The sequence below is a fragment of the Natronosalvus vescus genome (assembly GCF_023973145.1).
Classification (GTDB): domain Archaea; phylum Halobacteriota; class Halobacteria; order Halobacteriales; family Natrialbaceae; genus Natronosalvus; species Natronosalvus vescus.
In genome coordinates, this window is record NZ_CP099546.1 from 2986637 (window position 1) to 3008370 (window position 21734).

Below are 21734 nucleotides of genomic sequence, written 5' to 3' on the forward strand. Positions count from 1 at the left end.
TATGTGACACCGTCACGCATTTAGTTGTTAGCGTAGGCTCGATGTTGATGGCGGTGCTAGCAGACCACTGAGAATCAGCCAAAACGACCGGAAAACCCGTCAGTAGCCGCGTTCGATCAAGTAGTCGGCCACCTGGAACAACAGCTTTCGGGCCTCGTTGTCGGGCAACATTTCGAGGCGAGCCTTTCCACGGGTGACGAGGTCGCGAGCCTTCTCGTTGGCGTACTCGATCGATCCGGCCTCCTCGAGGGTAGCGACGGCGTCGTCGATTTCGGCTTCGGTCACCGCTTCGACGTCCGTCGTGTCCACGAGCGATTCGATGTCGACACCCTGCTCGCGAGCGTGGACGGTGATCAGGGTCTGTTTGTTCTCGACGAGGTCGCTGCCGCGCTGTTTCCCCAGTTTCTCGCTCGGTACGGTCAGGTCGAGCACGTCGTCCTGAATCTGGAAGGCTCGGCCGACGTCCAGCCCGTAGCCATAGAGGGCGTCGACGGTCTCCTGATCGGCACCCAGCAACACGGCCGGGAGACAGGCAGACGCGGCGTACAGGACGGCCGTCTTCTGTTCGACCATCTCGAGGTACTCCTCGGGCGTGACGTCGTCGCGGGCCTCGAAACTGACGTCGAGGGACTGTCCCTCACAGATCTTCGTGCACGTCTTCGCGAGGATGTCCAGCGCCTGGACGGTGCGATCGGCATCCGCACCCGTCTCGAGCATAATCTCGAACGCTTTCGAGTAGAGGGTGTCGCCGGCGAGGATGGCCGTCTCGAGGTCGTAGGCCTTGTGCACTGCGGGTACGCCCCGACGGAGGTCGTCGTCGTCCATGATGTCGTCGTGGATCAGCGTGAACGACTGGATGACCTCGACGCTGACGGCGGCGGCCATGATGTCGACCGTCGAGTCGGTGAGGGTGGGGAACTCCCGGTACGGCGTCGAGAGCGTCTCGACGTCCGCGAGGGCTTCGGCAGCCGCCAGCAACACCGTCGGCCGGAGGCGTTTACCGCCCGCATCGAGCAGGTAGCGCGACGCCTCGTAGAGCCGCTCGGGTCGCTGTATCGGCAGTTCCTCGGGAATGGCGTCGTTGACGAGGTCTCGTCGCTCGCCAACGGCCTCGAGTACCGCTTTTTCTCGTGCCTCGGGGGATGTCATGTTAGTCGACGAGCTGGATGATGTTCCCGTTGCGAGAGACGTGGACGTCACGCCCCATCTGGTAGCCTTCGCCTTCACACAGGCCGACGTAGCCCGAGAGCCCTTTCAAGTTCTGGTGAGCGGGGATGATGTGCTGTGGCTGGAGGGCGTCGAGCATCTTGTAGTGGCCCTCCTGGTTCAGGTGACCAGAGACGTGAATGTCGTCGTAGACACGAGCGCCCTGCATGCCGAGTAGTTTCTCGGCCTGGTAGCGTTGTCCCTCGTTGGTCGGCTCCGGGATAACGCGGGCGGAGAAGACGACCTTATCGCCATCGTCCAGTTCGTACGGCGTCTCGCCACGTGCCATCCGGGTGAGCATCGCGCGCGGTTCGCCCTGGTGGCCCGTCACGACGGGTAGGAAGTTCTCCTTGCCCTCGTTCATGATGCGTTTGAAGGTTCGATCGACGGACTTGCGGTGGCCGAACATACCCAGATCAGAGGGGAAATCGACGAAGTCGAGTCGCTCGGCGGTGCCCGAATATTTCTCCATCGAGCGGCCGAGCAGGACGGGCTGGCGACCGATGTCGTCGGCGAACTCGACGAGGGATTTTACACGAGCGATGTGGCTCGAGAACGTCGTGGCGACGATGCCACCGTCGTAGTCCTCCATGCTGTAGAGGACGTCACGGAGGTGTTCGCGGGCGACGTTCTCGGAGGGGGTTCGCCCCTTCTTGTTCGCGTTCGTACAGTCCTCGATGTAACAGAGGACGCCGTTGTCCTCGCGGCCAATCTCACGGAAGCGCTTCATGTCGATCGGGTCGCCGAGCACCGGCGTGTGATCCATGCGCTTGTCGAGGCCGTAGACGATGGCACCCTCCGGGGTGTGGAGGACGGGGTTGATCGCGTCGATGATCGAGTGGGTGACGTTGACGAACTCGAGTTCGACCCCGTGGTCGCCGATCGTCATCGACTCGCCGGGATCCATCTTGATCAGGTCGTTCTCGACGCCGAACTTCTGTTCGCCCTCGATCTGCTGTTTGACCAGCTCGATCGTGAACGGGGTCGCGACGACTGGCGCGTTGTACCGGTGGGCGAGCTTGGAGATGGCTCCGATGTGGTCGAGGTGGCCGTGGGTCGGAACGATCGCCTGCACGTCGCCCTCGAGGTCGCTCATGACCCGGTCGTCCGGGATGGCGCCCATGTCGATCAGATCCAGGCTGTGCATTCGTTCGGTTTCGACGTTGTCGTGGATCAGAACCTGTGAGAGGTTCAGTCCCATGTCGAAGATAACGACGTCGTTTCCTGCGCGAACGGCAGTCATCTGCCGCCCAACTTCCTCGTAACCGCCAATGGTTGCAATTTCGATTTCCATGGTTGTATACACTGAGCGCGGTCGTCGCACTCATCGAAACGGTCCGCGGACTCCCAGGTACGGCAGACCGGCACGGTGTCGCGTCGGCCACAGTCCCGCTATGCGATCGGGATCGGTTCCGGGCGAGATCACGGCGACGCCGTAACCACACCACACGATCGCACTTGCCCGCGGGTTTCGCTACTGCCGACTACACACCCAGGGAGTATAAAGTCCGTGGGTTTTCCGAGCCTCCTCGATACCGCCTCCCGTTTTGGGACGTGCGATGCCTCCGTTCTCGAGTCGCTCTAACACCACTGCTGGCTCCGAGAGGCTCAACCGTCGTTTTGCGCCGGTTCTGTGTGGCATAAACGAGCAATTAGTGCAACGTTTTACACGTTGCTTAGGATATTATTCTACACCATCATTCATGATAACATTAATGTCAGCGCTCGTTGTCGTGGGTCATATGTCACCACGACACACTTCGTCGGTGCCAGGGAATGATCGATCGGTCTCGAGACGAACAATCCTGCGAGGCGTCGGTGCCTCAGCCGTTGGCCTCGGTGGACTTGCACTCGCTTCATCGCCCGCCCAGGCCGGCAAAGAGGATTCGTGTGACGATCCGCCGATGTGGTACCCGCGAGTCACGACACGCGGTCACTTCGATACGACCTGGTGGGGAAGCGTCTACATCACGGACGGCAACGACGAGACCAACTACGACGTCGCCGGTGATCCGATTCCGGGACTGGACGGATCGTCACCGGACGAACTCCTGATTCACGCCCACGGCTGGAACAACGACCTCGAGGGTGGCGTCTGCTCGGTGAGCGAAGCCGGATTCACCTTCGACCTCGAGGGCTACGACCATCCGGTGGTCGGCTACACCTGGGACGCCGATTACGGCTGGTATAACGCGACGAGCATCGCCGAACAGAACGGGCCGAAACTCGCTCACTTCCTCATCGCCTATCGCGCACAGAACCCGAACGTCACGCTACGGCTGTGCTGTCACTCACTCGGGGCACGCGTCGCCCTCAGCGCCATCGACACGCTCGCTCACTGGGGCTACCACGACGTCGTCGAAAGTGCAACGTTGCTCGGCGGCGCGGCGGACAACGACAGCCCGTCACTCGAGGGAACCTACGGGTCAGCGATCGGTTCCGCGGTCGGCCGGTTGGATAACTTCTGGATGAACGACGACGCGGTGCTCGACTGGGCGTACAGCACGGCCGAGTGGGGCACCGCGATCGGTGCGAGCACGATCGACGGTACGCCGCCGGCGAACTACGCCGATCACAACGTCGACTACGTCCCGGATCACTTCAGCCATTACAAACCCGACGGGTGTCTCCACGAGGTCATCGCGACGTTCTGATCCGATTCTCGACGGATTTCGATCGATCGGGTACCGGGCGTTTGCGCTGTACCCAGACGCTGGTACGAGGGGACTTCACAGCGGGTGGTTGGGTTGAATGGGCGTCAAGAAAATCGGTCAAACGATCTCTTTTCACACTAAATTTTGCCACCAACGTCGCTTTCAACCGGTCAATGTAACGACGATATCCGAAATACAAACATTTCTAAACACTCGTACAAAATGGGTACGTGAGCTATGTCGAAGGATCTCGAGCGAGACCTGGGTCTGTTCGCCGTCATTGCGATCAGTATGGGTGCGATGATCGGCAGCGGCATCTTCATCCTCCCTGGATTGGCGATGGCCATTGCCGGACCGTCCGTGATCGTCGCGTTCGTCCTCGCCGCTATTCTGGTCGTCCCCGCCGCACTCAGCATCGCCGAGCTCGGCACGGCCATGCCCGAAGCCGGTGGGGATTACGTGTTCATCGAGCGCGGAATGGGGCCGGCAGCCGGCACGATCGCAGGGCTGGGCACCTGGCTCATGTTGATGCTCAAAGGCTCGCTCGCGCTCTACGGCGGTATGTTCTACATTCACTTTGTCTACGCGCTCCCGACCTGGGAGCTGGCGATTCCGGGGCTCGAGTTCGCGCTCACGGTTCCCGGCGTCAGGGCCCTCGGCGTCACGTTGGCGCTCGTCCTCATCGGCGTCAATCTCCTCGGGGTCAAACAGACCGGGGGGCTCCAGTTGATCATGGTGATCGTCATGCTCGTGATCCTCTCCGGGTTCGTCGCCGCCGCCATCGTCCAGGTCGAGGCGGCGAACTACGCCGATTTCTTTGGCGAAGGAATCGGCGGCATTCTGAACGCGACGGCACTCGTCTTGGTTTCCTACGCCGGCGTGACGAAGGTCGCAGCAGTTGCCGAAGAGATCGAAAATCCCGGCCGGAACCTTCCGCTCGGGTTACTCATCTCGCTGATCGCGACCAGCTTTCTGTACGCTTTACTCGTGTTCGTCCTCGTCGGTATCATCGAGGGCGACGAGCTGGCCGGCTCGGAAGAACCGATGGCGCTCGCGACCGAGTTGCTGTTCGGTGACATGACGATTCCGGTTGCCGGTATGGAACTCGCCATCGGATTCGGTGCCGTCGCCGCGATCGTCCTCGCGGCGCTGCTCGCACTCGTCAGCACGGCCAACGCCGGCATTTTGACTGCCTCGAGATACCCACTGGCGTTGAGTCGTGACAAGCTCTTCGTCCCGGCGTTCGAGTACATCCACCCTCGGTTCAAGACGCCGTTCGTTGCCATCCTCACGACCGGGGCGGTCATCGTCCTCATCGTCGCCACCATGCCCGTCGACGACATCGCGAAGATGGCCGGTGCCTTCCAGATTCTCGTCTACATTTTGGTGTGTGGCGCATTGATCGCCTTCCGTGAACGCGACCTCGAGTGGTACCAGCCGGATTTTCACACCCCAGCCTACCCCTGGGTTCAGCTCTTCGGCATCGTCTCGGGGGTGTTCATCATCGCGCAAATGGACTGGCTCCCGGTCGTCGGTACTATCGTTATCACGATCTTCGGGTTCGTCTGGTACCACTACTACGCCCGCGACCGGGTCGAACGCGAGGGCGTCGCCGTCGGCCTCGCCAGACGCGAAGCTGGCAAACAGTTCGTCCGCGACACCGAAGCGGAATTCGCGCGCAACGACCGATACGAGGTGTTGATCCCGCTTCGCCAGGACGTTTCCCGCGAGCAAGAAAACGCCCTCTTGCAACTCGCCGCGCCCATCGTCCGTAGCCAGGGCGGGCGAATCCGAGTGATCCGGTTCGACGAAGTCCCCGACCAGGTACCCCTCGACACGGCCGCGAGCGAACTCTCCGAACGCGACGTCGCGTTCGAGAAACGAACCGACACGCTGGTGAGCGAACTCGACGTCCCGGTCGAAGTTGGGGAAATCGTCAGCCACGACACCCGCCACGCCGTCGTCAACTTCGCCGAGCGAACCGGCGCGAACCTGATCCTCGCCCGCCAGCAGGCGACCAGCCGGCTCGGCACGCTGTTCGGCCGCGATACCGACTGGATCCTCGAGCACGCCCCCTGTGACGTCGTCTTCGTCCAGCACGAACGACACACGCCGGTCGACGAAATCGCCATCGTGACCGACCGCAGCCCGTTCAACGATCCGCTGAAGGTCGAACTCGCGAACACGCTGGCGACGCAACTCGACGCACGATTGCGATTCCTCTTTGCCGTCTCGGAGAACGCACCCGACGAACTAATCGAGACGGTCGAAGACTACCACGCCGAACTTGACGACATCTGTACGGTGCCCGTCGAGAGTTCAATCGTCCGGGCGAACGACGCCATCGGCGGGTTGTCGGCCGAACTCGAGAGCGCTGACCTCGTCATGCTGAGCACGGTTACCCACCGCCGGCTCCCGGATCTGCTCATCGAGCAGCGTTCCGATCGGCTCGCGGCCGCGATAGAACAGCCGGTGTTGCTCGTTCACTCGAAGAAGACCAGGCGCGGGTCGTTCCTCAGGCCGATCCTCGAGCGCGTCTTGTTCAATTAACCGCACGACACCCTCAGCGAATCCATAACTCGCCAGTAGCCGACGGCACAGGTCTCGATGGTCGTTTCTCCGAATGACTTTCGCGCAATTCTAATGAATGCAATATGGCAGATCTGCCAAAGCATATTTTTCTTGTTATTTATGTCGATGGCAGGGTTGGGAATTCAAATTCTATGGAATAAGCCACTTATGGCTCTGATATCGTTATATCTAATTATAGTTCGAGTACGAAACTGAGGAGGAACATAGATTGGCAATTCGGACTAAAATGCCCAAGAGAGTGTCTCAATACTGGTTTTATTGTTGTGGATCCAAATAGTGTATGGTAAAAATTATATTAGTTCATTCATAGAATGGGAATTGGTGGGTCTGTTACCAAGGATGACGCTGCAGATCCGCTCGAGGATACTTCTCTTCCCATTCGCTCCCGACACGTCTCGCGAGCTCGTGGATCCGAGCGAGTTTCGCCACGGCGGTCTCGTGCTCGTCGACACGAAGGTCGTGGGCCAGGTGTGGTTCCTCGGGATCGAACACGCATAGGGCGGCGCTCTGGGCGTGTTCCCCACGTTTGTCGCCGCCGGCGTTCGCACCCGCCTCGAGCGCCGCGAGTAAGCGTTCGTCAAGCGGCCGTCCGACGGTTGTCTCGAACCGATCGGCCATCGCTCCGAGGACGTCCTCACCGACGAGCATGTTTCCGGCGACCGTATACTCCGATCCGACGCGCTCTCCAGCGGTCGGGACGCACTCCTCGCCCGTGATTGCGACGACACCGCCGTCAGCGTCAACACCGTGGATTTGCCGCACCGTGGCGTGTGGGTCGTCCGCGAGCAGTTCCTCGACGGCCGCATCGATCGCGTCGCCGGCCTCGAGGGCTCGTATCGTTCGGACGCCGAGAGGCGTACTCGTCATCGCCTGGGTGCAGACTGCTCCGCGACGACAGACGAACGGTGCTGTCGACCCGACGGCGATGGCCTTCGTCGCGACGGCAACCCCGTGACGGCCCTCGACCGTCGCACAGATGGAGAACGTCACGGCTGCTCTCGCTCCGCGCTCTGGGTCGCCCGAGTCGTTTGGGTCTGGGTCGCCGGCTGACTCATCTCCTCGAGCGAGAGGTGACAGGCAATCCGGTGATTGCTCTCGTCGACCCTCTCGGGAAGCGGTTCGTCCGTCTCACACACCTCGCCAATCTTCTTCGGACAGCGGGTGTGGAACGGACAGCCGTTCGGCGGGTCGAGGGGGCTCGGCACCGTCCCCTCGAGCAGGATTCGATCGCTCGTCTGATCGGGGTTCGTGTGGGGAACCGCCGACAGCAAGCTCTCGGTGTAGGGGTGATACGGCGGGTCAAACACCTCGCCGACGGCGCCGAATTCGGCGATTTTACCGAGGTACATCACAGCAACCCTATCACAGAGGTGCCTGACGACGCTGATGTTGTGGGAGATGAACAGGAACGAGAGCCCGAACTCGTCCTGGATGTCATCGAGAAGGTTCAGAATTTGTGCCTGCACACTCACGTCCAGCGCCGAGACGGGTTCGTCACAGACGATCAGTTCCGGCTCGACCGCGAGGGCGTTCGCGATGGCGACCCGCTGTTGTTGCCCGCCGGAGAACTGGTGTGGATACTTGTCGATGTCGCTCGCCTGCAAGCCGACGCGTTCGAGCAGGTCTTTGATCCGCTCGCGCTTTTCCTCGCCCGTCGCGATGGAGTGTTTCTCCATGCCGCGCCCGATGATCTGGCCGACGGTCTTGCGCGGGTTGAGCGAACTCTTCGGATCCTGGAAGATGATCTGCATCTCTCGGCGGAGGCTTCGAATCTCCCGTTTACCGAGTTCGTGTAACGGGTGCCCGTCGAAGTACACTTCGCCGCCGGTCGGCTCGAGCAGTTGCATCACCGTCCGTGCGACCGTCGACTTTCCACAGCCACTCTCGCCAACCAGGCCGACCGTCTCGCCGCGGTTGATCGTGAAGCTCACGCCGTCGACGGCCTTGACGTACCGTCGCTCGAGTGTGAGCCCGCCGCCGTCGGTGCGAGCCAGTGAAAGGTTCCCGAAGAGCCCGTCGCCGGCCGGGAAGTGCTTCTCGAGGTCTCGCACCTCGAGGAGGGGCTCGTTGTGTTCCTCCCGACGGCGTCGTTCGACCTCGCCTTCGACGGCCGGCTCCGAGAGATCGAGTTCGTCCGTCCAGATGCATGCCGCTTGGGCGCCTTCGGGGCCGCCAATGACCGGCTCGAGCGCTGGATCGCCGCCGGATCGACACGCCTCGATGGCGTGCGGACAGCGATCGGCGAAGTTGCAACCGTCGGGAAGCGCCTTGAGGTCTGGCATCGACCCGCCGAGGGCGTACAGCCGGTTACGATCGGAGTCGACTGCCGGAATCGCGTCGATGAGGGTTCGGGTGTAGGGGTGCCTCGGCTGCTCGAAGATATCGTCTACCCGTCCCGTCTCGACGAGATTACCGGCGTACATGACCCCGACGCGGTCGCAGGTCTGGGCGACCACACCGAGGTTGTGCGTAATCATCAGAATCGAGACGCCGCGCTCTTCTCGAAGATCGTTTAACAGTTCGAGGATCTTCGCTTGGGTCGTCACGTCGAGCGCCGTCGTCGGCTCGTCGGCGATAATGAGATCCGGTTCGCAGGCGAGCCCGATGGCGATCAGCACCCGCTGGCGCATCCCGCCCGAGAACTCGTGTGGGTACTCGTCGATCCGCGAGGCCGGATCCGGGATTTCGACATCTTCCATCGCTTCGATGGCAATGTCGCGCGCCTCCGCTTCGCCGACGTCCTGGTGGAGCCGGATCGTTTCGATGATCTGCTGGCCGACCGTGAGGACGGGATTAAGCGAGGTCATCGGATCCTGCGGGATCAGCGTGATCTTGTTCCCGCGAACGCTGCGCATCTCTTTTTCCGTGAGCGAGAGGAGTTCCTGCCCGTCGAACGTGATCGATCCCGAGACGATTTCGCCCGGATACCGGATGAGCCGCATGATCGATTTGGCGGTTACGCTCTTGCCAGCGCCGGACTCGCCGACGATGCCCATCACTTCCCCGCGATCGAGGGTGAAGGAGACGTCGTTGACGGCGGTGACGGTGCCCTCTTCGGTGCGAAACTGCGTTCGCAGGTCGTCGACTGCAAGTAGTGTATTGGTAGTCGTCATTCGATAATCTCCCCCTTTGGATCGAGGACGTCACGGAGGCCGTCGCCCAGCAGATTGAAGCCGATCACCGCGATGGCGATGGCCAGCGCCGGGAAGAAGACGAGCCACGGCGCATCGCCCATGAAGGCCCAGCCCTGGTTGATCATCAGGCCCCACGACGGGGTCGGCGGCTGGACGCCAAGCCCGAGGAACGAGAGACTCGCCTCGAGAAGCATGGTGAACGCGATGTTTATCGACCCCTGGACGAGCAGTGGGCCGACGCAGTTGGGCAACACTTCCCGGAAGATGATGTAGGTGTCACTCTCCCCGCGCGCAACGGCTGCTTCGACGAACGATTCGTTGCGCACCGACAGCGCTGCGCTGCGGGCCACCCTGGCGATAAACGGCGTGTACACGAGCGCCAGTGCCAGGATCACGTTGTTCAGGCTCGGCTCGAGGACGGCGACGATTGTCAGGGCGAGCAAGATTGGTGGGAACGACATCATCGCGTCCATTCCGCGCATCAATCCCTCGTCGATCAGTCCCTGATAGTAGCCGGCGACGACCCCAATGGTCGTCCCCATAATCATCGCCGCGCTGATCGAGGTGAACCCGACGTACAGCGAGATGCGTGCACCCATCATGACGCGGCTGAAGATGTCACGCCCAAGATCGTCGGTTCCCATCGGGTGCTCGAGCGACGGCGAGAGTTCTCGATCCTGCACGTTGGTCGCCTCGGGATCGTGCGGGACAATGAACGGCGCGAAGATCGCCGTCGTGAACAGTCCAATGATGATTAACAGGCCGAGCATCGCCTTCTGGTTCCGGCGGAACTGCTTGACGAATCGGCCGTAGTGAGCCTTCTTCTCGTCAGTCAAGCGAAAGCGTTCAGTCGACATTACTCGTCACCTCCGTAGCGGATTCGCGGATCGACGTAAGCGTAGAACGTGTCCGCGAGGAAGTTCGAGAGCATGTAGATCAGCGCGATCACAATGATACAGCCTTGCAACAGCGGGACGTCGCGGTTCTCGATGGCCGTCAGCGTGAGCCGACCGATGCCCGGCCAGGAGAAGACTTCCTCGAGGACGACCACACCGCCGAAGGCGTAGCTGAACTGGAACGCAATGACCGTGATGACCGGGATCGCGGCGTTTTTTAGCGCGTGGCGAAGCACGACAGCGCGTTCGCTCAATCCCTTCGACCGGGCGAACTCGACGTAGTCTTCGCTCAGTTCGTCGATCATGCTCGAGCGAGTCATGCGCATAATGTATGCGGTCAGCGCGACGCCCATCGCGCTGGCCGGCAACACGAGGTGGTGTGCAGCCGCGACGGGGTCTTCCATCGGTGAGACGTACCCACGCGTCGGGAACCCGCCGAGGGTTAGCGCGAACACGTAAATGAACACGAGCCCCCACAGGAAGATGGGCAGCGAGAGGCCGACGAACGCGACCATCGACGCGGTAAGGTCGGTCGGTGAGTTCTTCTTCACTGCGGCGATGACGCCCAATGGAATCGACAAACTCACCGATATGATCGTCGCCGTGACCGCGAGCAACAGCGACCGTGGCAATCGAATCGCGATCAGGTCGGCGACGGGCGTCCCGTACCGGAGGGACGTGCCCATATCGCCCTGAACCATACCGACGATCCAGTCGACGTACTGTATGTAGAGCGGTTGATCGAGTCCCAGTTGTGCCTCGAGCTGGGCGATCGATTGCTCGGTCGCGTTCGGGCCGAGGATCAGGAGTGCGACGTTCCCTGGCAGGATGTTCGTGAGACCGAACGTGATCAGCGTCACCAAGAACAGCGTGATCGTCATGAACCCCAGCCGTTTGAAGATGTAGCTTACGAACGCCATCTATCGGTGAGCGTGTGGTAAAGTCCGTATCATATCCCTTGCAGTGTGTACGTGTATCGATCAGTTCATCCAGGTATTCTCGAAGCGGAAGGTCGAACCATCAGGTGACATGACCTCTCCCTGGAAGTCGTGCGTTCTGGCCATCAGGGTGGGCATCCAGTAGAGCAGGATGTGTCCCGACCGCCGTTCCTGTAGAATCTCTGCGGCATCATGGTACAGCGGTGCGCGGTCTTCCATTTCGTAGTAGCGTCGAGCCTCGTCGACAAGGTCGTTGTACTCGTCGTCTTCCCAACCCGTAAAGAAGAACGCCCCATCGGTGTGGAACGGCCGGTGGAAGCCAGCGTCCGGGAACCAGAGCGCGAGGTAGGAACTCGTCGTCGCTTCGAAGTTACGATCGGTGTAAACGTCACTGAGCCAGTTGCTCCAGGTGATCAGCTGGATATTGAGGTCGATGCCGACCTGTGCAGCCTGCGATTCGATCACCTGCGCCGCCGTTACCTGATCGTTGTACTGTTCGGGAATTTGGAATGTGACCTCAAACCCGTCCGGATAGCCGGCAGCCTCGAGGTGTTCTTGAGCGAGGTCGTAATCCTGTGGGCGGGGCTCGAGGTCGGGATGCTCCCACTCGCTGTCGGGTGCGGCGGGGCTCGAGGCGACCTGTCCCTGTCCATAGAGGGCCGCCTCCATGACCTCTTGTTTGTCTATTGCGTAGTCGAGTGCCAGACGGGCATCGATGTCATCGAAGGGCTCCTCGTTGCAATTCAATCCGAGGTACGTAAGCGACTGCGGGAAGCGACGAATGAAATCGACGTCGGGGTCGTCATCGAGATCATCGGCGTGGCGGGGTGGAACCCCGTTGATGAAGTCGAGTTCCCCGGCATTGAACGTGTTGAGCCGGTTGTCGTCATCGGAAATCTCGAGTTTCGTTACCGTGTCCAGGTACGGGAGGTCGTCGTCCCAGTACTCGTCGAATCGCGTCATCACGAACTCGGAGTCCAGTTCCATGCTGTCGAACTCGAACGGCCCGGTGCCGATCGGTTCGTCGATGGAGTTCTGGTCGGCCTGGTCGGCCGGAATAATGTGCATGTGTGAGGTCGCCATCCGGGAGAGCATCGGCGCGAACGGCTCGGAGAGCGTCATCTCGAACGTGTAGTCGCCGTCGGTGTCCATTCCGTCGACGAGTGCCATGTAGTCGGCGGCAAGTCCCTCGTGTTCCTGAATGCGATTGAACGAGGCGTATACGTCCTCGGCCGTCAGCTCGCTCCCGTCGTGGAACTGTACTCCCTCCCTGATCTGGAACGTCAGTTCCGTGTTGTCCTCGGAGGCGTCCCAGGACTCTGCCAATAGCGGCTCGAGTTCGTACTCCCAGTTGACCCTGACGAGCCCCTGCGTGATGTTCTCGAGGACGCGTGCACTGGCGGCGGCACTCTCGAAGTGGGGGTCGAGACTCTGTACCGGAACGCTGCCGCCCCAGAGCACTTCACCACCATGGGTCGCGTCGCTGTCGTCAGTGTCGACTTCGGTTTCGTCGCCCACGCCGTTCCCGTTTCCGTTTCCGTTCCCCGGATCGTCGTCATCCCCACCGAGACACCCCGCAAACGCAATCGGGATGCCCGCAGCTGCCGCCTTCATGAAGAGGCGACGGCTGGGCACCGAAGCTGAACTGGTAGTCTCTCGGCTACTGTGATGGCTTGGCATACCTACCTATCGATATTCGATTTACCATATATAAACTTATGGATTATGGAAGTGATCTGGGTCGTTCGTCCCCGAACTGCCGTCACTCGAGTGACCACTACTGGTCGTTGTGACAACCCTCTTCAGTGACTGTCAGGCTCCTCTTTGTATCAATTAAGCCCCAGCCAGTTTGGCAACCGCAGCCGTGATCACATTGGCGGCGCTTGCGCAGTCGTCCCAGTCTGTCCACTCGCGCGGATTGTGCGAAATGCCGTCGCGAGACGGAGCAAATAGAAGCCCAGCGTCGGTTACTCTGGCGACGTTCATCGTGTCGTGAGCCGCTCCGGAGTGCAGCGACAGCGTCTCGGTACCCGTCGCGGCACCCGCCTCGAGCAGGGCCTCCCGACACCGTTCTGCCATCGGTTCCGGCGGGATGTCGTACGGTTGTGTAATGGAGATGTCGACGCCGCGGTCTGTTTCGACCCGTTGTACGCTTTCCTCGAGTGCGGCGACGAGCGCGTCCATCGAGTCAGCGTCGACGTCACGAATGTCGACGCCGAGCCGAATCGTCCCCGGAATCACGTTCGTCGCGTTGGGTGAGGCTTCCACCTTTCCGACCGTACCGACTGCCGAGGCCGACTCTGCCGAGACGATTCGATTGGCCGCCGACTCGAGGTCGAGGATGAGTTCGCTCGCCGCCGCGAGCGCGTCAGTTCGGTCGCCCATCGGCGTCGATCCGGCGTGGTCTGCTTCGCCCGTTACGTCGACGTAGCAGTGTGTGATCCCGCTGATCGACGTGACAACACCGGCTATCGCGCCAGCCTCCTCGAGTCGCGTCCCCTGTTCTACGTGGAGTTCCAGCCAGGCGTCCCACTCGGCGGCGTCAATTCGACCCTTGCCATGGTAGCCGATTTGCTCGAGCGCCGTCTCGAGGGACGTTCCCGATCCGTCCTCGAGCGCAACCGCCTCCTCGACGGACATCCGTCCGGTGGCGACCAACGACCCGAGCAAACCGTTGCCGAACCGTTGCCCTTCCTCTTCGGTGAAACAGACGACGTGTATCGGCCGCTCGACCGAAATCGACGATTCCTGGAGCGTTCTGACGGCCTCGAGGGCTCCGTACGTGCCGAGTGGACCGTCGAAGATGCCACCGGAGGGGACGGAATCGAGGTGGCTCCCAATCGCAACGGGGGCAAGCGACGGATCAGCATTCGGTGACACCCACCGACCGACGATGTTTCCGACGGCGTCGACGCGAACCTCGAGACCCGCATCCTCGAGACGGCGGACGAATCGGTCACGTGCTTGTTTGTTCTCGGTAGTTCCCGTTAGTACGGTTCGTCCGTGGCCCTCGACGTCGGGAAGGACGCCACATTCGGCGTTCGCTTCGATATCGGATCGAAGCCGCTCTCCAGAGACCTGCATACTCAGTTCGCCGTTCTGAAGTACTTCATGTTAAGTGTTTGCGTTTCCCAGCACCTATCCGTTCGCTGTGTTACCGTTCGCGAAATCCGAACCCTGTGGGGTGGCCGAGATGTCGGTTTGAGTCGAAGTGTCCTCACAGTCGAAGTGTTGAACGCGTATCGGCGGCAGACCGATTTCACTGAATCGAGCTCACCGTTCGAGGCAGAACGTGTTCTCCAAATGCGAACACCTATGGTGTACCCGCACGTGACCCCGCTATGGCCCGCGACGAGAACCGATCCGCTCGCACCCTCGAAACAGTCGCCCGAGCCTGTGACGTCATCGACACGCTCGATTCACTCGACGGCGCTGGCGTAACGGAACTGGCGACGGAACTCGGTATGGCGAAAAGTTCCGCCCACGCGTATCTCAATACGCTTCGGGAGCAACGACTGGTCGTTAAACGCGGTGACCAGTATCACCTCAGCCTGGAGTTTCTCTACCTCGGAAAATCGGTTCGGCACCGACACGTGCTCTTCGAACACGGAAAATCGGTCGTCGAGGAACTCGCCGCGGATAGTGGCGAGTACGTCCACCTGATGGCCGAACAACACGGTCTCGAGCGGAATATTTACAAAGTAGCGGGTGAGAACGCCGTCGGCGATACCTACCACACCGCAAAGGAACGTAAGACCGACTACCTCCACTTCACTTCGACGGGGAAAGCTGTTCTCGCTTATCTGCCCGAGTCCCGGGTTCGAGAGATTGCCGACATCTACGGGCTCGTCGAGAAAACCGAGAACACGATTACCGATCTCGAGACGCTCATCGAGGAGCTCGAGGGGATTCGCGAGCGGGGGTACGCGGTCAACGACGAGGAGGAAGTCAAGGGCATTCGGGCAGTCGGTGCCCCGATTCGAAATGCGAACGGTACTGTCCTCGGCGCGGTTAGCGTCTCCGGCCCCACGAGTCGGTTCAATGGTGAGTATTATCACGAAGCGGTGCCTCACATGGTCAAAGAAGCCGCGAACGTCACCGAAGCCAGCATCAACATGTCAGACGCGAGCCGGACGCTATAGGTTCCCATCCTCGCGAAAGGAGCTATTACAAACCTAATACTGTAATACCCAACGAGAAATCGTCCCGGGTGAATCAAAGGCACTCTGGTTGCGTTCGCATTTGGCGAACGGCGCTCGTTTAGAGATCCGATGAGGCGCGCACTATCTACTGGTGGGAGTAGTATCAATTAAGACATACTTTCGAACCGCCAGTACGTAGACACACGTTATAATATAATCAATGCAACACCTCAATACCATGGTGGTTTGAGGAATTGATAATTTTTTAAATATGTTTGCTCTGATTGTGGACTCGGGATTGTTTTGGCTTAATGATCGCCTATTAAGAAACCTTTCGCAGCCCATGGGCTGAAATCTTGGAGAGGTATAGTATTATAGGGCGTGTATTTATAATTCTAGGGCGCATGGAAGATTAGAATTCGGTTTATATGATTGGGCGCTTTACTGTACGTACAGGGCCCAATAGAGCCAATAACTATTGTTATATTGGTACTTATGCCACAGAAACCTAATCTAACAATCATTCCTATATGGATGGTATGTTGGTCTACACTGCCGACGACTGGTTCCAATCGGAATCCGCTCGAGTGACCCATCTGACGATCCAATGTTCGCCAGCAGTCCACGGCAAGTCTGCGGAGGTTCCAGAAAGGCTTACTCGAGGCTCCCCAACTGGCGAATATGATCAGAACCTTCGACGGCTACGCCCCGACGATCGCCGACTCGGCGTACGTCGACGAGAGCGCGGTCGTCATCGGCAACGTCACTATCGAAGCGGAGGCCAGCGTCTGGCCCGGGGCCGTCCTCCGGGGCGACCACGGCGAGATCGTCCTCGAGGAAGGCGCGAACGTCCAGGACAACGCCACCGTCCACGAGGGTGCGACGATCGGTCCGTATGCGACGGTCGGCCACAACGCGATCGTTCACAGCGCGAGCGTCGGCGAGCGAGCGCTGGTTGGGATGGGGGCGATTGTGCTCGACCGATCCACAATCGGTGCCGAGAGCCTGGTCGGCGCGAACAGTGTCGTCACCGAAGACACGACGATCCCCGACTCCGTCCTGGCCATCGGTGCACCGGCCGAAGTCGTGAAGACCGTCGAGGATTCGCCGTGGACGGCCGCTGCGGATCACTACGTTGATCTCGCGAAACGCTATACGGAAACATCCGAGGTGCTCGAGCGGGGGACACACGGTGCGGTCGACGGTGAGGGCGACCAGTCCTAACGAAGCGGCAATCGAATGAAGCGGCTACCGAATCGTCGTTCCCGGCTGGTCGCCCGCGAGAAACGCCGACAATGCGTCGGGGCCGAAAATAGAGGCCTGGCCCGGCAACTCAAGCAGCGCCTGCACCTTCGCAGCCATGCCGCCAGTGACGTCCGTCGAGTCGCTCTCCCCGAGAACGGCCTCGACGTCACCGTAACGGTCGATTTCGGCGATAACCTCATCATCGTCGTCGAGGACACCTGGCACCGTCGAACACAACCCGATGCGCTCGGCCTCGAGGTCGGTCGCCAGCGTCGTGACGAGTTCGTCCCCGCTAATGATGGTCACGCCCCGTTCGCGCTGGGCGATGACGTCGCCGTGGAGGACGGGGACGAACCCTTCCTCGAGTAGCGTTTTCACGGGCTCCGTAGCGAACGTGAGCGTCCCGTCCTGATCGCGAGCCCCGGCCGAGAACGGATGGACGGGCACCGCCGGAATCGCTGCCTCGAGCAGTCGCTGGAGGACGAACCCGTTGAGCGTCTTCATCGCTCCGTGGATGTCGTGTACGGCGTCGACGTCGTGCGTGCCCTGGGTGGTGCTCACGTCGTGTTCGCTCGCGTGGACGTGCCCGAAGCTTCCGCCCCCGTGGACGACGACTAGTTTCCCAACGCTTCCGGCCTCGAGGGCCTCGGCGATTGACGTCCCGGCCGTCTCGAGCGCATTTCCGTCGAGGGTTTCGGCCCGATCCTTGTCGGTGATGACGCTCCCGCCGAGTTTGAGCACGGTCGTCATTCGAGCCGTTTCACCCCGGTTTCGGCCAGTTCGGCGCGGAAGGCGTCCTCACAGCCAGGTGTGAACCGCAGTGCTGTCTCGCTGGCTTCGGTCTGATCGAGAGCCACGATACAGCCGCCGCCACCAGCCCCCGTCAGTTTCGCCCCAAGGGCGTCGGCGTCTCGCGCCGCCCAGACCATGGTGTCGAGCGACCGCGAGGAGACGCCGAGTGCCGACAACAGCCCGTGGTTGAAGTCCATGAGTCGACCGACCTCCTCGAGGTTACCGTCTTCGAGCGCCGCCTCGCCGCGCCTGACCACGTTCCCGATCGTTTCGACGGTATCGGCGGCGAACGCGTACTCCTCCCGGAGCGCCCGGACACCCGACACCAGTTCGCCGGTCTCGCCGGCCCCGCCATCGAACCCGATGACGATCGGCAGATCCGGGGCGTCGATACGGCGACAGTCCTCGCCTTCGACGCGGACGGCACCACCGGTTGCTGAACAGAACGTGTCCGCCCTGGACGCCTGTCCATCCTGTACCGCGTACTCGGTCTGAAACGCCCGTTCGGCCAGTTCGTCGACCTCGAGCGTGGCTCCCAGTTCTCGGGTCGCGGCGTCGATAGCGGCGACGACGACCGCCGCGGACGACCCGAGTCCGGCCCCGAGCGGGATATCGCTCTCGATGATGACGTCGAAACCGGCGTCCGGTTCCTCCGTCACGTCCCGTACCTGTTCGATCGCCTCGTCGACGTAGCCCATCGCCGCGGTGATCAGGTGTTCCGGGACGTCGACGTCAGGATGGCCGTCCGTCCGTCCGCCGTACTCGACGGTAAATCCGTCCAGGCTGAGATTGTCCGCCTGCACCCGCAGTTTGTCGTCCGCGCGCTGTTCGACGGTCACCCGTGCCCGCCGTTCGATCGCACACGGGACGGCGGGCTCGCCGTAGACGACTGCGTGCTCCCCGAAGAGATACACCTTCCCGGGAGCGCTCGAGACTGTCATATTCCAGGATTCGGACGACGACGGTTAATAGCTATCCTCTCGCGTCGGGCCCGTATTGGGTACCCGACACTCGTCTCCCCCGTCATCAGGATGGAGGCACTCGTCTCCACTAGCAGGATGGACGCCCGTGTGGCGGTCGCTCCCACATCGCTTCCGTCACTCGAGGTCTCGCCGCTCGATCAGACGTATCGCTCGGCGATCTCTCCGACGACCGGAAGGGCGAACCGGTCTCCCCGGTACGCCTTGAGCATGAGCACGAGCCAGAGGATGAACACGATTGGCCCAATCAGGAGTCCAGACAGCGCCATCATCAATCCGAACCCGGCTGCGAACAGCCATCCAATCCCCGGGATGAGTTCGAGGAAGACGATCGCGATGTTGAGGCCAATCCCAATGGCGAAGAGGCCGCCAAAGACGAGCGTACTCTGGGCCGCGTGAAATCGGACGAATTCATTTCTATCCTCCAGCAGGAGAAACACGATCCCCGTCACGAACCCGAACAGGTAACACAGCGTCCCAGCGACGTGTTCCTCGAGCCCACCCACGATCTCGGTGGATCCTCGACTCTCGTGTGCTGTTCCCCCTCCGCTCGATCCACAGTCGGTGCAGAACGTGCGTTGACTGGACAGTTCCTCCCCACACTGCTGACAGTACATGTGGTACGTGTCACCACACCTGTCCATTACTAATGACGACATACCATTGGGTACGCGATGCCAGCAGTTCCCGTAACGACCGTCGTCGCTGTGGGTGAAACGCACGCGTCCCTCGAGGAGTGCGGTATTCAAGTACACGACGACACAAAAGAACGCTTACCGAACGAAAACGTCTATACGAGGCTCTCGAAGTCGTCGAGCGCGTAATTGGGCTCTGCGCCACGGCGGTCGAGGACTTCGTTGGCCAGCAGCCAGTAGACGACGGAGAGCGCCTTGCGACCCTTGTTGTTCGTCGGCACGACGAGGTCGACGTTGCTGGTCTGGTTGTTCGAGTCACACATCGCGATCACGGGAATGCCGACCGTGATCGCCTCCTTGACGGCCTGGGCGTCACCGATCGGGTCGGTGACGACCACGACGTCCGGCTCGATGTAGCCGGCGTATTTGGGGTTGGTCAGCGTGCCGGGGATGAACCGACCCGTGCGAGCGCGAGCACCGACCGCTTCCGCGAACTTCTCGGCGGGGAAGCGACCGTACTGACGGCTCGAGGTGACCAGAATCTGTTCGGGGGCGTAGTTCGCGAGGAAGTCCGCGGCCGTACGGATGCGGCCGTCGGTCTTCGAGACGTCGAGCACGTAGAGACCGTCGGTTCGGACGCGGTGGATGAACCGCTCCATGTCCTTGGTCTTTTGCTGGGTACCGATGTGGACACCGGCACCGAGGTAGTCCTCGACGGGGATGAGGAGGTCGGCCTCCTCGTCGGACATCACGTCGTCGTCGAGTGCTGGTCCGGCTGATTCGGCTTCCTGTTCGTCCGCGGCCTCGTCGGCTGCGGCGGGCTGTTCGTCTACTGGCTCGACGTCCTCGGCGGGATCGGCGGCGGGACCAGCCCCTTCGGCTGGCTCCTCGTCGATCTCCGCCTCGGCGGCGTCGAGTCCGTCCTGTTGTGCGTTGTCCTCAGTCATGTCGCATCGTCTGCAATTCGGATGAGCTCGTTGAGCTTGGCGGTTCGCTCGCCGCCGACTGCGCCGGTCTTGATGAACGGCACGTCGGTCGCGACGGCGAGGTGTGCGATCGTCGTGTCCTCGGTCTCACCGGATCGATGGGAGACGATCGACTCGTACCCGTTCTCGCGGGCGAGTTCGATCGCGTCGAAGGCGTCGGTGAGCGTCCCGATCTGGTTCGGTTTGATCAGAATGCTGTTTGCCGCGCCCTGCTCGATCCCGTCGGCGAGGCGTTCGGTGTTGGTGACGAACAGATCGTCACCGCAGACGAGCGTTCTGTCGCCGACTTCTTCGGTGAGAGTTGCGAACGCCTCGTAATCGTTCTCGTCGAGAGGATCCTCGACGTAGACGAGGTCGTACTCCTCGACCAGGTCGGCGATGTAGGCGATCTGTTCGGCCGTGTCTCGAGTCGTGTCGCTGTACTCGTAGATGCCGGCGTCGGCGTCGTACATTTCGGCCGCAGCGACGTCGAGTCCGAATCGGATCTCGAAGCCGACCTCGTCTTCGATGGTCGAGACGGCCTCGTCGACGATGTCGAACGCCTCGGCGTCGTCGATCGACGGCGCCCAGGCACCCTCATCGCCCTTGCCTGCGGGGACGTCCCGCTCGTGGAGCAACTCCGACACTTCGGCGTGGACGGCCGCGTTCGCGAACACCGCATCCGCGACGCTCGGTGCGCCGACGGGTGCGGAGAGGAACTCTTGGATGTCCGTCGCGTCGGCGGCGTGCTCGCCGCCGCCGATGACGTTTCCGAGCGGAATCGGGAAGTTCTCGCCACGGAACGCACCACCGAGGTGCTGGAACAGCGGGGCACCGAGCACGTCGGCGCCGGCTTTCGCGGCGGCCATCGAGATGGCGACCGCGCTGTTGGCTCCAATCTCGGAGAAGTCGTCGGTACCGTCGGCCGCCCGAAGGAGTGCGTCGACCTCCCGCTGGTTGCCGGCGAACGCCTCACCGACGAGACGCGGGACGGCGTGTTCGCGGGCGGCGGCGATCGCTTCGTTTGGTGGGCGTTCGATCGCTTCGTACTCGCCCGTGCTCGCACCCGACGGCGCAGCTGCGCGCCCGAAGCCGCCGCTTTCGGTCAGCACGTCGGCTTCGACCGTGGGATTACCCCGCGAGTCGAGCACTTCCCGAAGCCGAACGTCGGTGATGCGCGTCATTTCGATCCTCGGTGGACGGTGAACGGAAGCACCCCAGCGTCGTACTCTTCGGCGGCGATCAGGATCGGTTCGGCCTGATCGGTGTCGATCAACACCGGTGCCCCGTAAGACACTTGCAGCGCTCGTGCGCCGAGGATGCGTGCTTTCTCGTATCGGTTGTGGCGTTGTCCCTGCATTACTGGTATGGTGAGACGACGTCGACGAGGTCGGTGTGGCTGACCAGCATCCGCCGGCAGCAGAACCGATCGACGCCGAGGTCGTCGAGAACCTCCTGCGGGTCCTCGTCGCCCTGGTTTGCTCGTTCGTCGAACGCTTCCCAGTGTTCGCCGACGACGTTGCCGCACGTGAAACACCGGACCGGTACCATCATA

Annotated in this window: 19 protein-coding genes; 4 read left to right on the forward strand and 15 right to left on the reverse strand. The window is 61.4% G+C overall.

The window, feature by feature from the left end; translation table 11 throughout:
• Positions 1-99: 99 nt before the first annotated feature.
• Together idsA3 and NGM68_RS14295 are read right to left on the reverse strand one after the other, a co-directional pair.
• On the reverse strand, positions 100-1149 hold the full coding sequence (gene idsA3, locus NGM68_RS14290) for a geranylfarnesyl diphosphate synthase (RefSeq protein ID WP_252698910.1): 1050 nt from the start codon (positions 1147-1149) through the stop codon (positions 100-102).
• A 1-nt stretch (position 1150) separates the two neighbouring features.
• The gene (locus NGM68_RS14295; RefSeq protein WP_252698911.1) at positions 1151-2500 is read right to left on the reverse strand and encodes a ribonuclease J; all 1350 of its coding nucleotides are present in this window, start codon (positions 2498-2500) and stop codon (positions 1151-1153) included.
• A 448-nt stretch (positions 2501-2948) separates the two neighbouring features.
• Between NGM68_RS14295 and NGM68_RS14300 the strand changes: the two genes are divergently transcribed.
• The gene (locus NGM68_RS14300) at positions 2949-3860 is read left to right on the forward strand and encodes a DUF726 domain-containing protein (protein ID WP_252698912.1); all 912 of its coding nucleotides are present in this window, start codon (positions 2949-2951) and stop codon (positions 3858-3860) included.
• A gap of 237 nt (positions 3861-4097) precedes the next feature.
• Positions 4098-6410 carry an amino acid permease gene (locus NGM68_RS14305; RefSeq protein ID WP_252698913.1) on the forward strand — a complete coding sequence of 771 codons (2313 nt, stop codon included), beginning with the start codon at positions 4098-4100 and terminating at the stop codon, positions 6408-6410.
• A 372-nt stretch (positions 6411-6782) separates the two neighbouring features.
• Here the strand turns inward: NGM68_RS14305 and NGM68_RS14310 are convergent, their stop codons facing one another.
• From NGM68_RS14310 to NGM68_RS14335, 6 genes are all read right to left on the reverse strand, one after another.
• Positions 6783-7442: a DUF1028 domain-containing protein gene (locus NGM68_RS14310; RefSeq protein ID WP_252698914.1), complete on the reverse strand. Its 660-nt coding sequence runs from the start codon at positions 7440-7442 to the stop codon at positions 6783-6785.
• Positions 7439-9565 carry a dipeptide ABC transporter ATP-binding protein gene (locus NGM68_RS14315; protein ID WP_252698915.1) on the reverse strand — a complete coding sequence of 709 codons (2127 nt, stop codon included), beginning with the start codon at positions 9563-9565 and terminating at the stop codon, positions 7439-7441. The genes NGM68_RS14310 and NGM68_RS14315 overlap by 4 nt, the downstream gene beginning before the upstream one ends.
• Positions 9562-10443, reverse strand: a complete 882-nt coding sequence (locus NGM68_RS14320; RefSeq protein ID WP_252698916.1) for an ABC transporter permease — start codon at positions 10441-10443, stop codon at positions 9562-9564. Before NGM68_RS14320 ends, NGM68_RS14315 begins: the two co-directional genes overlap by 4 nt.
• Positions 10443-11402: an ABC transporter permease gene (locus tag NGM68_RS14325; RefSeq protein WP_252698917.1), complete on the reverse strand. Its 960-nt coding sequence runs from the start codon at positions 11400-11402 to the stop codon at positions 10443-10445. Before NGM68_RS14325 ends, NGM68_RS14320 begins: the two co-directional genes overlap by 1 nt.
• 60 nt (positions 11403-11462) lie before the next feature.
• Positions 11463-13034 carry an ABC transporter substrate-binding protein gene (locus NGM68_RS14330; protein WP_252698918.1) on the reverse strand — a complete coding sequence of 524 codons (1572 nt, stop codon included), beginning with the start codon at positions 13032-13034 and terminating at the stop codon, positions 11463-11465.
• Positions 13035-13253: 219 nt separating this feature from the next.
• Positions 13254-14504: a Zn-dependent hydrolase gene (locus NGM68_RS14335; protein WP_252698919.1), complete on the reverse strand. Its 1251-nt coding sequence runs from the start codon at positions 14502-14504 to the stop codon at positions 13254-13256.
• 257 nt (positions 14505-14761) lie between these two features.
• On the opposite strand from NGM68_RS14335, the gene NGM68_RS14340 reads away from it, so the two are divergent.
• Both NGM68_RS14340 and NGM68_RS14345 read left to right on the forward strand, forming a co-directional pair.
• A complete protein-coding gene (locus tag NGM68_RS14340) occupies positions 14762-15562 on the forward strand; it encodes an IclR family transcriptional regulator (RefSeq protein ID WP_252698920.1) in 801 nt (266 codons plus the stop codon).
• Positions 15563-16243: 681 nt separating this feature from the next.
• Positions 16244-16786 carry a gamma carbonic anhydrase family protein gene (locus NGM68_RS14345; protein WP_252698921.1) on the forward strand — a complete coding sequence of 181 codons (543 nt, stop codon included), beginning with the start codon at positions 16244-16246 and terminating at the stop codon, positions 16784-16786.
• Between the two features lie 24 nt (positions 16787-16810).
• On the opposite strand, the gene NGM68_RS14350 is transcribed toward NGM68_RS14345, so the two are convergent.
• The 7 genes from NGM68_RS14350 to NGM68_RS14380 all read right to left on the reverse strand — a co-directional run bounded on the left by NGM68_RS14350 (position 16811) and on the right by NGM68_RS14380 (position 21733).
• Positions 16811-17557 carry an isopentenyl phosphate kinase gene (locus tag NGM68_RS14350; protein WP_252698922.1) on the reverse strand — a complete coding sequence of 249 codons (747 nt, stop codon included), beginning with the start codon at positions 17555-17557 and terminating at the stop codon, positions 16811-16813.
• Positions 17554-18540 carry a mevalonate kinase gene (gene mvk, locus NGM68_RS14355; protein WP_252698923.1) on the reverse strand — a complete coding sequence of 329 codons (987 nt, stop codon included), beginning with the start codon at positions 18538-18540 and terminating at the stop codon, positions 17554-17556. The genes NGM68_RS14350 and mvk overlap by 4 nt, the downstream gene beginning before the upstream one ends.
• Before the next feature lie 179 nt (positions 18541-18719).
• Entirely contained in the window at positions 18720-19196 is a 477-nt protein-coding gene (locus tag NGM68_RS14360; protein WP_252698924.1) for a magnetosome magnetite crystal formation protein family, read from the reverse strand.
• Positions 19197-19369: 173 nt separating this feature from the next.
• Positions 19370-20161 carry a 30S ribosomal protein S2 gene (rpsB, locus tag NGM68_RS14365; RefSeq protein WP_252698925.1) on the reverse strand — a complete coding sequence of 264 codons (792 nt, stop codon included), beginning with the start codon at positions 20159-20161 and terminating at the stop codon, positions 19370-19372.
• Entirely contained in the window at positions 20158-21363 is a 1206-nt protein-coding gene (gene eno / locus NGM68_RS14370; protein WP_252698926.1) for a phosphopyruvate hydratase, read from the reverse strand. The genes rpsB and eno overlap by 4 nt, the downstream gene beginning before the upstream one ends.
• Positions 21360-21539: a DNA-directed RNA polymerase subunit K gene (locus NGM68_RS14375; protein WP_252698927.1), complete on the reverse strand. Its 180-nt coding sequence runs from the start codon at positions 21537-21539 to the stop codon at positions 21360-21362. The genes eno and NGM68_RS14375 overlap by 4 nt, the downstream gene beginning before the upstream one ends.
• On the reverse strand, positions 21539-21733 hold the full coding sequence (locus NGM68_RS14380) for a DNA-directed RNA polymerase subunit N (RefSeq protein ID WP_252698928.1): 195 nt from the start codon (positions 21731-21733) through the stop codon (positions 21539-21541). The genes NGM68_RS14375 and NGM68_RS14380 overlap by 1 nt, the downstream gene beginning before the upstream one ends.
• Between the last annotated feature and the right edge of the window lies 1 nt (position 21734).